Origin of the sequence: Psychroserpens burtonensis DSM 12212, assembly GCF_000425305.1 — a bacterium.
In the GTDB taxonomy this organism is placed as follows: domain Bacteria; phylum Bacteroidota; class Bacteroidia; order Flavobacteriales; family Flavobacteriaceae; genus Psychroserpens; species Psychroserpens burtonensis.
Genome location: NZ_AUDE01000012.1, coordinates 118,385 through 132,396 on the forward strand (window position 1 = coordinate 118,385; position 14,012 = coordinate 132,396).

A 14,012-nucleotide genomic window follows, 5' to 3' on the forward strand; every position below is an offset into this window, starting at 1 on the left:
ACATTTATATTCATGAGTTCAATACTATAAAATATAAAACAACGAATAAAACCTGCCCCTTTGTAGTTTTAAACTAAAAAGGATAACATCCAATATATATTACAAGGTATAGATCACTCTAAAGGTCACAAAACGCGGTTGAATAAACGTTTCTGAATTAAATACTGAAATATTACCTGCACTGTTATTTATTCTAGCATCAACATCTAATAGGTTAGATGCTCTCACTTCATATTCCCAATTGGCATCTTTATCTTTTCTATACGCTAAACTCGCATCCCAAGTTTGAAAAGATTGTGAAGGTCTAACACCATCAGCTTGATTGGTATAGGTGAAATCTGTTCTAAAGGTTATCGATTTCCAGATATAAGCATCAAATTCAATTGAAGGTGAATTTGTTACGAATCGTGTTGACGTTGTCCCTTGATCATTACTGTTAATAGAATAATCGTATCGTATGCTCACATTTGGTGCATCTCTAAAATTTGTACGTAATTCTGGAGAATACGTTTGACTAAAGTTTTCACTTACTGTTCGTCTATTTTGAACAAATTGATTTCTTTTAAAGTAGGAGAAACGCACAGCCATTCGTGCTCTAATTTTTTTAAAAGTACGTTCTACACGTCCAAATACATTTGCAGATTCATCTGCAAAATTAGAATTAAAAAATGAACTGGTTTGAATCACATTATCAAAATTTGTTAAACTTCTAATTTGATCGATATTTTTACTATAATTCGCAATAGCAACCACATTCGTATAATTAAAAAGATTAAAACTAAAATATCTCAAACTCAAATTATGTGATAATGAATTTTGTAATTCTGCATTACCAAAGCTAATATTATTAAAACTGTTTAACACCAATCCTTCAGCCAAACTATTAACATCAGTAAAAGAGTTACTCATATTATATCTAAACGTTAACGTCTCACTTTTTTTAAATTGAATTAATGTTTCAAATTCTGGCAAAACTCTAAAGAAATTGTCTTTAAATTCAGTTCCAAATTGCGTGTTCTTATTTCCGTAAGAGTGTAAAGATAGTCCTGGAGTAATTGTAAATTTTCCAGTTTTAAGTCTGTATTTAAATCCTAAATACACATCACTAAAGTTATACTCAGTATCGTTTTCATTTCTCAAAAGAGTACCTTCTCCATCTGTCAATGCTGCAACTGGATCAAATACAGAACCGTTATCTAAAAACTGAAATATATTAGAATTAAATCTTTGGTTACTTAAAATGGTACCTAAGGTTATATTAATATTACTCTTATTATTTAAGATATAATAGTAATCTAATTTGGCATCTAATTGATTCGTTTTGATACGTCTCTCTTGGTTCAGGTTATATCCAAATTGATCTCTGTCAAAACCTAAAGCTAAAGCAGTATTGTCAAAGGCGTCTGGATCATCAAGCGCATCATCTGGATTAACTGGATTGTTATTATTAGTTGGGTCATTACCTAATAGAGCATTGTAGAACGGATCCTCGTCTCTTATTAAATGCTGCGCTTCAAGTGCAAAAATATTTTTTTCATCTAGCGTGTAGTAGTAATTGAAATTTTGATTGATACTAAACGGTTTTACTTCGTTAAATTGACTGGTACTTCCAACTACCGATGACAAGATATCCTGTCGCTCTGAATCTGAAGAAATTCTACCCAAAAGATCGTAATCTAATTGATTATTAAAGTTTGGCTTGTAAGATGCGCTTAATTTTGCTAATCCTTGATTAGTGGCTTCTCTTCCAGTTTGCACGGTCTCTTCATCAGGAATACCCAAATCAGAATTTATATATCTCACAAAACTTTCTTCACGAGTTCTTAAACGACTGCTATTATAAATTAAAAAGCCACTAAAGTCTAGGTTTTTTTGTGGTGCATAACTAAAGTTACCTGCACCCAATTTTGTTACAATCTCTTGGGCATTCCCAATATTGGTTAGGCCTCCAAGACCGTTATCTCCTAAGTTAATACTTGTTCCACTCCCTTGGCTTGGACGTCTAAAACCGCCTCCAAAATTTCTAATATCTCGATTGGTCAAAGCCACTTCCCCAATATTATTCATGTCACCAATAACGTTAATACTGTATTTAGGACTGTAATAAAACAGTTTAGGTTGCACAAGGTATAAATCATCTGTATCTGCCACTCCAGCCCCTAATGTAACGTCTCCAAACCAAAAACTCTCTTTTCCTTCTTTTAGTTTGATATTAATAGCAACATTATCTTGATTATTAGTGACACCTCTTAATTGACCAACTTCAGAATAATTTCGTAACACCTGAATTTTATCAACCGCATTTGAAGGAATATTTTTAGTCGCTAATTTTGTATCGCCATCAAAGAAATCTTTCCCATTGACCATAAGTTTATTTACGACTTTACCTTCGACTTCTATTTGTCCGTCGGCATTAATCTCAACACCTGGCAATTTCTTGAGGACGTCTTCTAGCTTTCGTTCAGAGCCATCCTTAAATGAATCGGCATTATAGATTAATGTATCACCTTTTATGGTCACAGGCATTTCATAAGTAAGCTCTACCGCTGCCAGAGCATTGTCATTTTGGAGCGTAAAATCTTTAGTAATGTCTGCTTCTTTAGTTGAAATCGTTTGAGAAACGGTTTTCATTCCAATATAACTCACTTGTACGGTATACGTTGTGTTTTTGTCTAAATTGAGTTTAAAAAAACCCTTTTCATTGGTAATGGCATACGATGCCATCGCTTTGGTTTCTTTATTGATAGCAATTACGTTTGCCAATTCTAAAGGTGCTCCAATACTATCTTTCACGACACCTTTTGCGGTAACTTGAGCACTAGAAACGCCTGCTATTAAAAGCATTAAAACAACTAATAATTTTTTCATTTGATTGGTTTTTGTTCCTATTTTATTTTCGGAATAATAAAAACGATTTTGGTTAGTAATTTAATTTCTTCGACCGCCTCGACCACCATACATTTCTCTCATCTCGGCAATCTTATCTTTCATGATTTGGTTATACTCCTCACGAGTAACAATGTCTCCTTTTTCTGGTCTATCTATCGCTTCTCTTTCTTGAGGGTTCATTACAATTTTGGTACACAACATGACTGTTTTATCTGCCGTTACTTCAAGAATTAATCCTGGGAGTCCGTGATATTCTCCTGGACCTGTACTCACTGGTATTTGCGGCGTATACCATGCAGTAACAACTACAAATTTTGGCACTTCTAATTCATCAAAAGGATCGTCTGATTCTTTTTTTGTGGAGTCTGCCTTTTCTTCGCCTTCCTTCTTTTCATCATTACCTCTATTTCTTCTTCGCATGCTCATAAAGTCCATGTCATCAACAGGCTTAATTGTAGTAGCCTTGAAACACGTATACTGTCCAATTTGTTTGGTTTCGCTTCCAAGCTTCCAATCTAAGCTTGATAAAGAATCTTTTACTAGAAATTGTTTGCCAAAGAATTCTTGTTCTTGTAAAATCAAAAATTCTTTCACATTTTTGTATTGCGGTCCACCAGTGAAGCTGCTCATCATTCCTCCCCAACGACTATTATTAGATCCTGGTGCAGCCAATTTTTCTTCTTCTTTATAGGTAGATTCACTTCTATTGAAGTTAAGCACGTAAGTTTTCTCTAACATACTTTTCATTCGATCTGCAATTTGCTTTTTTCGTTGCTCACTCATTTGATCTCCTCCCCAACCACTCATATCCATAGATGTTTTGGTTTGATAAATAGCTTGACCTTGAAAGTCTTGAGCACTTACTTGTAGTGATAGAAACAATAGTAATAGAATGATAGAAAACTTAGGCAAAGGTAGTTGCATTTTGTAGTTGTTGAAATTCATGTTGAGCAAATCTATATAAAGATTAAACAATTGCGTTGTCTTTATAATAACATTAACGCTGCATTTTCGCTTAAACGCAATATTAATACAACGACTAGGACAAGAAAAACACCAAAATGTTTAAACCTCAATTGTTAAACTTTTCTTAATAAATTAACCTCCAATTCTAATTTCTATACGCTCTCCATCCCCTCTTCCATTAGGTCTAAATCGCTCTTGCATGTCTTTCATCTTCTTTATCAAGATCGCATCAAATTCTTCTTGGGTCACTTCTTTACCTTTTGTAGGTTCTATAATTTCATTAGACTTTTTGGGATTAATAATAATCTTACTGCAAATTATAGTTTGACTACCATCATTAGTTTCAAGAATTAATCCAGGAAGTCCATGATATCCAGCTGGACCTGCACTTACCGGAATTTGTGGTGTGTACCAAGCCGTAATAGTAATGGTTTTCATTGGCGCCTCTTTGTCTACTTTTTCATGTGAGTCTTCATCTTTATCTATTGTAAAACCGCTCTTAACCTCTTCAACTTCCCTGGTCATAGTGGCTTTAAAACATGTGTATTCCCCAATATTTTTTGTGTCAGATTCTAAAGTCCATTCATGTTCTTTCAAACCACCTTTAACTAAAAAAAGCTTACTAAACGTTTCTCTCATGTTCGTGTTACGTTTCTCTTTTAGGTTTTTATATAACACATCAGATCCTCCTGCACCTATTATTGTCATTTGCATTCCTTGTGGATTTGGAGCACCAAGTGATTCTTCTTCTATGTAAACAGACTCTTCTTTATTAAACGTAAGGATGTGCGTTTTTTCAAATTGCTTTTTCAACATTTCCATCACCTGCTCTTGCATTCCTGAATACATCTGTGTGCTATCTAACTTAACATCTATTTGTCGTTTAGACTTATATGTTGCTTCACCTATAAATTCTTGAGCGTTGATTGTTCCGCAGAGCAGAAATATGGACACGATAATTAATTTCACGAGTACTTTCATTTGTTTGAATGTATTTAAATGTTGATTTTATAGAAAATGAGCTCTAGAAACAAAGGTTCATTAAGTGTTTTTCAAAGCTCATTTAATGACTACTCTTTATTGTTATAATATGTAATTGCTGCTTTTCTAATTTTATTTATACGCTTCAAAAAAGCATCTTTATCATTTGAATTTCCCGTCACACGATAGGACACTTTTTTTGTAACACCTTCTGATATTTTTTCCCCGTTACACGTAATTTCAAAAGAGATCTCTTCATCGCCTTCGACTTCATTTAATATGCTCTTGATGTCTTTCATATCAAAAGTAGTCTTAACTTCTTCTGCCGAGTCTACTGTTACCGAAACACTCAAATTTGTGATTTTAATGTTTTCTGTGGTCACCTTTCCTTCTAAATTTTGAGCTTGACTAAACGTAACTGTTGCAATTAAAAGTCCTAAAAATGTAAATACTGTTTTCATGATGTTTTATTTTGTGATTAATACACTACAAATATAATTCTGCCTTACATAGATTATAGTTAACCAATGTTAACGTGTGTTAACCGATTAGCTTTTAAAGGTTTTAACATTTACTTTTGGAATATGAACGATACTAAATACAGATCTATACTATATGTTATTGTCATTGTAATACTGTCTACAATAGGGATTCAAGCCTACTGGAATTACAAAAACTATTTATCTAGTAAACAGCAACTTGTCAATGATGTACAAACAAGTTTAGATAAAGCGGTGGATGACTATTATGCTAATTTGGCCGAAAATAGCACCATTGGTTTTAGCTTTCAAGGTATGAATCAAAAAGACTTCCTTAAGAATGGTAGATTTGATAGTATCATGAGCTCTATCACTGAATCTGACACCGATGGGTTTAGTGGTATTGATTCTATTAACCCAAGTTTATTGAATGGTGTTTCTGTAGTTAAAGGACCAAAGGCTGACTCTATTATTAGTCAAATGCAATTAAACGCTACTGTCGATTTTAAGGATTCGCCTTCAAATCGTATTACAAATATTAATGTAGATACGCTTTCCATAGCTTCTACAAATAAAGACACCCTATTTTCAGATAAAAGTTTAAGACAGTTTACATCTAAGATTATAATATCGATGAAAACAGATTCTTTATCGCTAAAAGGCATTGATACGTTATTACAATCTGAACTTCTCAGAAAGGATATAGGTATTAATTATACGATCAAATATAAAGATCCTTCAACCGATATTGATTATTATAACGCGGTTGAAAAAGACATAGAATTTATAGATTCGGTTCAATTAAAATCATTTTTAAGCACCTCTTCTAAATCGGCATTACTACCCAAAAACAGTGAATTAAGCATCTTATTTAATACTATTTCAAATGATGTCTTCAAACGCATCATTTGGGGAATCGTCATTTCAACACTTTTAGTTTTATCTGTCATTAGTTGTCTTTTCTATCTTTTACAGATAATAAAACGTCAAAAACAACTAGCAGAAGTTAAAAATGATCTTATTAGTAATATTACGCATGAGTTCAAAACACCTATTGCTACTATTGGTGTTGCTTTGGAGAGTCTTCAGAATTTCAATATGATTGACAACAAAGAGAAAGCGAAAACCTATTTAGAGATGTCAAGATCTCAATTATCAAAATTAAATACTATGGTTGAAAAGTTGTTGGAGACTGCTTCTCTAAATAGTGATAATTTAGAACTCAATTTTGATACTTATAATATTTCCGAAGTGATTACCACAATCACAGAGAAACATAAATTTAATGATCAAAAAAAAATGATATCTCATGACATTGAAGCTGCTGTTTTTGCACATGTAGATATTTTTCATTTTGAAAATGCCATTAATAATATTCTTGATAATGCTTGTAAATATGGTGGCAACACCATACATATTATTCTAAAACAGACTGTGAATCATATAGACATCTCAATTTCTGATAACGGATCATCGTTAACAAAGGTAGACAAAGACCGAATTTTCGAAAAGTTTTATCGTGTACCAAAAGGAAACACGCATGACGTTAAAGGGTTTGGAATTGGCTTGTATTATGCTAATGAAATTATTAAAAAGCACAATGGATCGATTGATCTTGATCTCAAAAAACAACTAACAACTTTTAAAATCCAACTGTCAAATGTCTAAAACTACTATTTTGCTTGCAGAAGACGAGCCAGCATTAGGACAGATTATCAAGGAAAGCTTAGAGACTAGAGACTTTCATGTTTTGCTTTGTGAGAATGGAAACATCGCTTTTGAGACCTATAAAAAACAAGCTCCAAAAATTTTAGTCCTAGATGTCATGATGCCAAAAAAAGATGGCTTTACACTTGCTAAGGAGATCAGAGCAATTGATGATAGTATTCCTATAATTTTTTTAACAGCAAAGTCACAAACTAGAGATGTGGTTGAAGGTTTTAATATTGGTGGTAACGACTATCTCAAAAAGCCGTTTAGTATGGAAGAACTTATTGTAAGAATCAATAATTTACTCAACCGCACACAAGTCCAAAAAACAGCTGATATTATAAAAGTAGGGCATTACACATTTAATTTTCCTAAGCAAATATTATATTTTGAGTCTAATGAACAACCCTTAACACACCGAGAATCACATTTATTATATCACTTGGTACAAAACAAAAATAAAGTACTTGATCGCTCACTTATACTCAATAAACTGTGGGGAACAGATGATTTTTTTACGGCGCGAAGCATGGATGTCTTTATCACCAAACTGAGAAAGAAACTTAAAAAAGACGATAGCATACAAATTATCAATGTTCGTGGATTTGGATACAAATTGGTATTCTAAATTAAAAAATCACACCATCTACGATCACAATTATAGTTATCTAAATACTGGTTCAATTTTTGTACTTTTCAGTTTTGTAAAACACCTATGGCTTTAATTAGATACATTTTATTGATTTTCACCTCCATGGCTGCTGCTCAATCTCAAATTGGGTTAACTCCTGTTAACGCAATCGCTTTCAAAGCAGATGAAATTATAGCTGTAGATAATTTTGAGACGGTTTATTATACCATTGGCAATATCCTCTATAAAAAATCTTCTGATAAACCAGCTATTAATTACAGCAACGTTCAATTGGGTTTCCCAACGACAGTTAATGCTTTTAATCCATTAAAAATCAACGTGTTTTATCAGGATTTCAATACGATTCTAATTCTCGATAATCGATTAGCCGAAATTTTTAAAGTTGATTTCAATACTAAGCAACCTTATAAAAATGTATCTCATATCTCGACTGGCTATGATAATACACTTTGGATTTTTAATCAAGATCTCCAACAATTAGAACTCTATGATTATAAGACCGACAAGGTGAGAGCTACAACTGTGCCTATACAATCAAATGTTTTAGCATTAGCGAGCGATTATAATTATTGCTGGATGCTCACTGAAAAATATTTGTATCAATATACCTACTTCGGAAGTTTAATCTCGAAACTCGAAAACAAAGGCTACACTTCATTTGCTGCAGATAATGAGAACCTCATTTTAAAAACAGAAACTGATCTTTTTTATAAATCGCAAAAAGCCGAAACTATTCGCCCTATTTCAATGCCAAAATTGTTAATAAATCAGTTTTTACTAACCAATGAAACGGTGTATATTTACGACTCTAAAATACTTCATAAATACCAACTAAAACTCAAATAAATATGCATGTTGCTGTCGCAGGAAATATTGGTGCAGGAAAAACTACACTTACTAAATTACTAGCTAAACACTTCAAATGGGAACCACAATTAGAAGATGTGGTTGACAATCCATATTTAGATGATTTTTACAATCAGATGGAACGTTGGAGTTTTAACCTTCAAGTCTATTTTTTAAATAGTAGGTTTCGTCAAGTGTCTCAAATTCGCAAGAGTGGTAAAGATATCATCCAAGATAGAACCATTTATGAAGATGCGCATATTTTCGCTCCCAATCTGCATGCCATGGGATTAATGACTAACCGTGATTTTGAAAATTACCGTTCTCTTTTTGACCTTATGGAGTCCTTTGTTGAAGGGCCAGATTTATTGATTTACTTGCGTAGTTCTATCCCTAATTTAGTGTCACAAATTCACAAGCGTGGACGCGATTATGAAAATTCTATTAGTATTGATTACCTCAGCAGACTTAACGAACGTTATGAAGCTTGGATTACAACATATGATAAAGGTAATTTATTGATAATAGACGTTGATAATTTAGACTTTGTTGCAAACCCTGAAGATCTTGGTGAAATCATCAATAAGATTGATGCGCAGATAAATGGTTTGTTTTAGGGCGTTACATTTTGCTTATAACTACAAGGTTTCAAAAACCTCGCAGGATCACAAAATGTCAGGCTTTCACTACTCGCTCTCTTCGAGGAGCTCAAACAGACCGTTCAATCCTTAACGCGAGGCTAAATCAAACTTAATTGAGATGACTATTCTAATCTATATTCTTAATGCTTTTGTTTTCACATTGGCCTCTTGGACCATTGGATTATTGCTTAACAATGCTATCAAATCAATGCCTTTTTACTCATTAATTTCTAACTTTAATTTTATAAAAAAAGAATCTACAAATCGAGCCATTGGATTGACAGGTTTCAAATGGCTAGTAAAACATACGTTTTTTAAATATTTTAATCAAAAATTAAAATTTAAAACGCGACCTAGCACTTCAGAATTACAGGACATTAGAACTGAAATGGTCTATGCAGAAATCGGTCATTTTGTGACCTTCATTGCTATTCTTGTAGTGAGCGTTATAAAATTAATAAACGGACTAGCTACTTATGCAGTCATCCTTTTTATATTCAATATAATCTTCAACTTATATCCTTCTTTATTACAACAACAAAATAAAACACGAATTGATAGAATACTTAAGCGATAAAAGAGTGTTCCCTAGCATGCTCAATAGCCTCATCACTACTTTCTACCAATAACACAGGTATTTGATCATAGTTCTTAAATAGAGCTCTTATTCTGAGCATTTTTTTTCTATGCTTGACACTTCGCAAATATATCGCAGTAACTTGTGTTGGAAATTCATCTGCAATTTCTATATAAATATCTGCGTCATGTTCCCCACTATCTCCTATTAAAATGAATTTAAATTTGGGATAAGCTTTCAAAATATTGATAATTTCAATATGCTTTTGAGGCCTATCTCCAGACTTCTTTTTGAATATGTCCTTAAAACTTCTAAGTAGAATAGGACCTTTAGGAAACGTATTCTGTTTCAAAAAGAATTCGAGATAACGGTATAAATTCCACGGGCTATGGCTCACATAAAAAATAGGATTAGCATGCTTACCAGATGAACCTCTATGTAACTTGTGATAAAAATCTGCTGCGCCTTCTAATGGAATCCTACTAGTGGCACTTTTAAAAATACTGTTGATTAAGACTTTCCATTTAAGGGTAGATACTACTCCCGTGTGAATTATTGTATCATCTATATCACTTATGACGCCATATTCAGCCTTAATACCTGGTATTAATAACTCACCGGGAAATCGATTAGAGTTTTGAATACTACGTTTGATATTGACATCATCATAAGCAACCTCAAAACTAAGCCAACCGTCGTCATTCGTTAAAGCACTTAATCCTTCTAATTGGGCATCAATCTTAAAATAACCATGGTCATCTGTTGTAGTTTTTAAAATGGTTCCGTTTGGTAGCGTTATTTTAAGTTCAGTATGTTTGATCTCATCACTTTCAAATCGCTTAAAAGAATTGATCAACAAACCAAACAGTCCCTTCTGTTCCAGATTTATAGTTTCATCCTCTAGAGCACGACCACGCATATAAAAATGAGTATCTGTACCATAACTTTGAAATGTAATAACTTGTAAAGAATCCTTTTTAAACACTAACCTATTGAATTAGACGTTCAAGATACTAAAATCAAGAAAAATAAAATCTTAAATGTTACTGTAATTAACTTCGGTTATGATAAGTTACTCAATATCAGTCTTTATTTTTAATAATAGATTTATAAGTTGTTTGTTTTGAGATTTCAAGAGAAACTCTGATTGTTTTCGTTTATCTTTTACGCAGATAACAAAATTCAACTCATAAACGGCTATATCGTGTTCTAAATTACCAACCTTATGATCAAATCATAAATTTTTATAACCACCGATTTAAACTTATTTTTATAGTCTAAAATTTGCTTCATGCATTGCGGTACAGCTGTTGCCAAATGCTCTAAAACGAGTTCAAAATTGAGATTGACTCCAGAATACGCTCAGCCTAAACCTATATTTCTGTGTGTAGCATCACAGCGTTTAACGCAATCAAAAACAAGCACCTCACCTAATGCATTATGAATTGGATTTCCACCACCATCTGTTAGCACTCTCTCATGATGCATTTGATACTGTACAACCTCAAAGGATTAGATAGTATTTACTATATGTTATTTGCAGCCTCCATTACACAACTAAAAATAAAACATTACAAACAGTTAGCTCTAGGTATAAAAACCTGATTATTAAATACAAAAAAGCCACGATAAACGTGGCTTTTTAATATTTATAATTTTGAAATTAGTAGTTTTACTCAACTTCCTCAGTAATCGTTTTTTTGATTTTCACATCGTCAACACTTTGATTATTGTTTAAAGCTTTTACCTTAGCATGAACCTCCTCTAGTGTTCCTTCAAGAGTTTTTTCTTCTGTAGTTGTTATATTATTTTTAGTACTAACTTTAGTTAAAGTAGCCATCGCTTTACCAACAGTTCCATCTTCATTAATTTCTACAGTTTCAGTTTTAATAATTTCTTCAGTATTAACAGTATTAGTTAACACAGTTTCATCAGCGTGACCTCCTAAAATTGGAGCAATGACTAAACCAATTAAACATGTTAATTTAATTAAAATGTTCATTGATGGTCCAGATGTATCTTTAAATGGATCTCCAACTGTATCTCCAGTTACTGCAGCTTTATGCGCCTCAGAACCTTTGTAAGTCATTTCACCGTTAATCTCTACACCAGCTTCAAAAGATTTCTTAGCGTTATCCCAAGCACCTCCTGCATTGTTTTGAAAGATTGCCCATAACACACCAGATACAGTAACTCCAGCCATATAACCACCTAACATTTCAGCAATAGCAAGATTATCCATACCAAATAACATAGGCACAAATGCAATTACTAATGGAAAACCGATCGTTAATAAACCTGGTAACATCATTTCTTTTAAAGAGGCTTTAGTAGAAATAGCGACACATTTATCGTATTCTGGTTTCCCAGTACCTTCCATAATTCCAGGAATCTCTCTAAATTGACGACGTACTTCTTCTACCATTTCCATAGCCGCTTTACCAACAGCATTCATTGCTAAAGCAGAGAATACTACTGGCACCATTCCACCAACAAATAACATGGCTAATACTGGCGCTTTAAAGATGTTAATTCCATCAATTCCTGTAAACGTTACATACGCAGCAAATAGTGCTAATGATGTTAATGCAGCAGAAGCAATAGCAAATCCTTTTCCGGTTGCTGCTGTTGTATTTCCAACGGCATCTAAAATATCTGTTCTTTCTCTTACGATTGGTTCCTGTTCGCTCATTTCAGCAATACCACCTGCGTTATCAGCAATTGGCCCAAAAGCATCAATTGCTAATTGCATAGCCGTTGTTGCCATCATCGCAGAAGCTGCTAAAGCAACTCCATAAAACCCTGCTAAAGCATAAGAAGACCAAATTGCTCCAGCAAATAATAATACTGATGGGAATGTAGAAATCATACCCGTTGCTAAACCTGCAATAATATTTGTTCCTGCTCCTGTAGAAGATTGTTGTACTATTTTTAAGATAGGAGATTTTCCTAATCCTGTATAATATTCTGTTACAGATGAAATTCCTGCTCCAACGACTAAACCAACAAGTGTTGCATAGAATACACGCATTGAAGAAATCTCTTGCAAACCTTCACCAAAGAAGTTCATTTGCATAGTTTCTGGTAACATCCAAGTGACTAAACCAAAACAGGATATGGCAACTAAACCTATGGATACCCAGTTCCCAACGTTTAAAGCACTCATAACTTGAGATTCTTTAGCATCGTTACTTTTTATTTTTACGAGCATCGTTCCTATTAAAGAAATAATAATTCCAACTCCAGCGATAGACATTGGTAATAAGATTGGACCAATACCACCAAAGGCATCGTCAATAGACCCACCCATATCTTTAATTACATAGTTACCAAGAACCATGGCAGCTAATACAGTTGCAACGTAAGAACCAAATAAATCGGCTCCCATTCCAGCAACATCACCTACATTATCTCCAACGTTATCTGCAATAGTTGCAGGGTTACGAGGATCATCTTCTGGAATACCAGCTTCTACTTTACCAACTAAATCAGCTCCAACATCTGCCGCTTTGGTATATATACCACCGCCAACACGTGCGAATAATGCAATGGACTCAGCTCCTAGCGAGAATCCTGCTAGTGTTTCTAAAACAATCGTCATTTTCTCTACAGAAAAAACCCCTTCTGCTCCACCCATAAAGTATTGGTAGAAAAAGATAAAGAAACCTGTTAAACCTAATACAGCTAAACCAGCAACCCCAAGCCCCATTACAGTTCCACCTCCAAAAGAGACTTTTAATGCATTTGGTAAACTCGTACGAGCAGCTTGTGTTGTTCTAACATTTGTTTTAGTTGCGATTTTCATTCCCATGTTTCCTGCAAATGCAGAAAATATAGCTCCACAAATAAAGGCAATGACAATAAGCCAATGTGTTGTATCTACTAAAAGAGATACTGCAAAAAGTAATATACTTACGATTACAACAAATATTGCTAGTAATCTATATTCAGCGTTTAAGAATGCCAATGCACCTTCGTAGATATGATCTGAAATTTCTTTCATTTTACCATCTCCAGCATCTTGTTTCATAACCCATGCTTTTTTTATAAACATGTAAATTAATCCTAAAAGCGCCAAAGCAATTGGCAGGTAAATCATTAGTGACTCCATATTTTAATTTTATTTTGATTTATTAGTTATACATCCTTTCTGAGTAAACATTTTGTAATAAAGCGACCTTTAATCACTTTCTATCCCAAAACTGAACTGAAATTTGCTGGTCAAAAGTAGTGAAATCTCTTAAAACTAAAAAACCCTTCAATTTTATTGT

At 33.4% G+C, this 14,012-nt stretch carries 12 protein-coding genes; 5 read left to right on the top strand and 7 right to left on the bottom strand.

The annotated features are described in order from the left end of the window. Positions 1-99 precede the first annotated feature (99 nt). The 4 genes from H593_RS0105845 to H593_RS0105860 all read right to left on the bottom strand — a co-directional run bounded on the left by H593_RS0105845 (position 100) and on the right by H593_RS0105860 (position 5,297). On the bottom strand, positions 100-2,868 hold the full coding sequence (locus H593_RS0105845; RefSeq protein ID WP_028871583.1) for a TonB-dependent receptor: 2,769 nt from the start codon (positions 2,866-2,868) through the stop codon (positions 100-102). Positions 2,869-2,928: 60 nt separating this feature from the next. Next, complete coding sequence (locus H593_RS0105850) at positions 2,929-3,813, bottom strand: GLPGLI family protein (RefSeq protein WP_028871584.1); 885 nt, start codon at positions 3,811-3,813, stop codon at positions 2,929-2,931. 174 nt (positions 3,814-3,987) lie between these two features. Then, entirely contained in the window at positions 3,988-4,836 is an 849-nt protein-coding gene (locus H593_RS0105855; protein ID WP_028871585.1) for a GLPGLI family protein, read from the bottom strand. Positions 4,837-4,925: 89 nt separating this feature from the next. After that, positions 4,926-5,297 (bottom strand): hypothetical protein, encoded by a 372-nt coding sequence (locus tag H593_RS0105860; RefSeq protein WP_028871586.1) that lies wholly within the window; start codon positions 5,295-5,297, stop codon positions 4,926-4,928. Positions 5,298-5,420: 123 nt separating this feature from the next. On the opposite strand from H593_RS0105860, the gene H593_RS0105865 reads away from it, so the two are divergent. The 5 genes from H593_RS0105865 (at position 5,421) to H593_RS0105885 (ending at position 9,741) form a co-directional block, all read left to right on the top strand. After that, positions 5,421-6,983 (top strand): sensor histidine kinase, encoded by a 1,563-nt coding sequence (locus H593_RS0105865; protein WP_028871587.1) that lies wholly within the window; start codon positions 5,421-5,423, stop codon positions 6,981-6,983. After that, positions 6,976-7,653 (top strand): response regulator transcription factor, encoded by a 678-nt coding sequence (locus H593_RS0105870; protein ID WP_028871588.1) that lies wholly within the window; start codon positions 6,976-6,978, stop codon positions 7,651-7,653. The genes H593_RS0105865 and H593_RS0105870 overlap by 8 nt, the downstream gene beginning before the upstream one ends. A gap of 87 nt (positions 7,654-7,740) precedes the next feature. After that, on the top strand, positions 7,741-8,523 hold the full coding sequence (locus H593_RS0105875; protein ID WP_028871589.1) for a hypothetical protein: 783 nt from the start codon (positions 7,741-7,743) through the stop codon (positions 8,521-8,523). Positions 8,524-8,525: 2 nt separating this feature from the next. Next, positions 8,526-9,140, top strand: coding sequence for a deoxynucleoside kinase (locus H593_RS0105880; RefSeq protein WP_028871590.1), 615 nt, complete (start codon positions 8,526-8,528; stop codon positions 9,138-9,140). A 142-nt stretch (positions 9,141-9,282) separates the two neighbouring features. Then, entirely contained in the window at positions 9,283-9,741 is a 459-nt protein-coding gene (locus H593_RS0105885) for a glycosyl-4,4'-diaponeurosporenoate acyltransferase CrtO family protein (protein ID WP_028871591.1), read from the top strand. Here the strand turns inward: H593_RS0105885 and H593_RS0105890 are convergent. The 3 genes from H593_RS0105890 to H593_RS0105900 form a co-directional block, all read right to left on the bottom strand. Continuing rightward, positions 9,731-10,726: an App1 family protein phosphatidate phosphatase gene (locus H593_RS0105890; protein WP_028871592.1), complete on the bottom strand. Its 996-nt coding sequence runs from the start codon at positions 10,724-10,726 to the stop codon at positions 9,731-9,733. The genes H593_RS0105885 and H593_RS0105890 overlap by 11 nt on opposite strands. A 377-nt stretch (positions 10,727-11,103) precedes the next feature. Continuing rightward, complete coding sequence (locus H593_RS21405) at positions 11,104-11,229, bottom strand: hypothetical protein (protein ID WP_261793658.1); 126 nt, start codon at positions 11,227-11,229, stop codon at positions 11,104-11,106. 184 nt (positions 11,230-11,413) lie between these two features. Beyond that, positions 11,414-13,852 (bottom strand): sodium-translocating pyrophosphatase, encoded by a 2,439-nt coding sequence (locus tag H593_RS0105900; RefSeq protein WP_028871593.1) that lies wholly within the window; start codon positions 13,850-13,852, stop codon positions 11,414-11,416. Positions 13,853-14,012: the final 160 nt, after the last annotated feature.

What these genes read in the sequence shown, in the direction of transcription:
- H593_RS0105845 (WP_028871583.1), bottom strand. Translation starts at nt 2,868, where the DNA reads ATGAAAAAATTATTAGTTGTTTTAATGCTTTTAATAGCAGGCGTTTCT.
- H593_RS0105850 (WP_028871584.1), bottom strand. Translation starts at nt 3,813, where the DNA reads ATGCAACTACCTTTGCCTAAGTTTTCTATCATTCTATTACTATTGTTT.
- H593_RS0105855 (WP_028871585.1), bottom strand. Translation starts at nt 4,836, where the DNA reads ATGAAAGTACTCGTGAAATTAATTATCGTGTCCATATTTCTGCTCTGC.
- H593_RS0105860 (WP_028871586.1), bottom strand. Translation starts at nt 5,297, where the DNA reads ATGAAAACAGTATTTACATTTTTAGGACTTTTAATTGCAACAGTTACG.
- H593_RS0105865 (WP_028871587.1), top strand. Translation starts at nt 5,421, where the DNA reads ATGAACGATACTAAATACAGATCTATACTATATGTTATTGTCATTGTA.
- H593_RS0105870 (WP_028871588.1), top strand. Translation starts at nt 6,976, where the DNA reads ATGTCTAAAACTACTATTTTGCTTGCAGAAGACGAGCCAGCATTAGGA.
- H593_RS0105875 (WP_028871589.1), top strand. Translation starts at nt 7,741, where the DNA reads ATGGCTTTAATTAGATACATTTTATTGATTTTCACCTCCATGGCTGCT.
- H593_RS0105880 (WP_028871590.1), top strand. Translation starts at nt 8,526, where the DNA reads ATGCATGTTGCTGTCGCAGGAAATATTGGTGCAGGAAAAACTACACTT.
- H593_RS0105885 (WP_028871591.1), top strand. Translation starts at nt 9,283, where the DNA reads ATGACTATTCTAATCTATATTCTTAATGCTTTTGTTTTCACATTGGCC.
- H593_RS21405 (WP_261793658.1), bottom strand. Translation starts at nt 11,229, where the DNA reads ATGCATCATGAGAGAGTGCTAACAGATGGTGGTGGAAATCCAATTCAT.
- H593_RS0105900 (WP_028871593.1), bottom strand. Translation starts at nt 13,852, where the DNA reads ATGGAGTCACTAATGATTTACCTGCCAATTGCTTTGGCGCTTTTAGGA.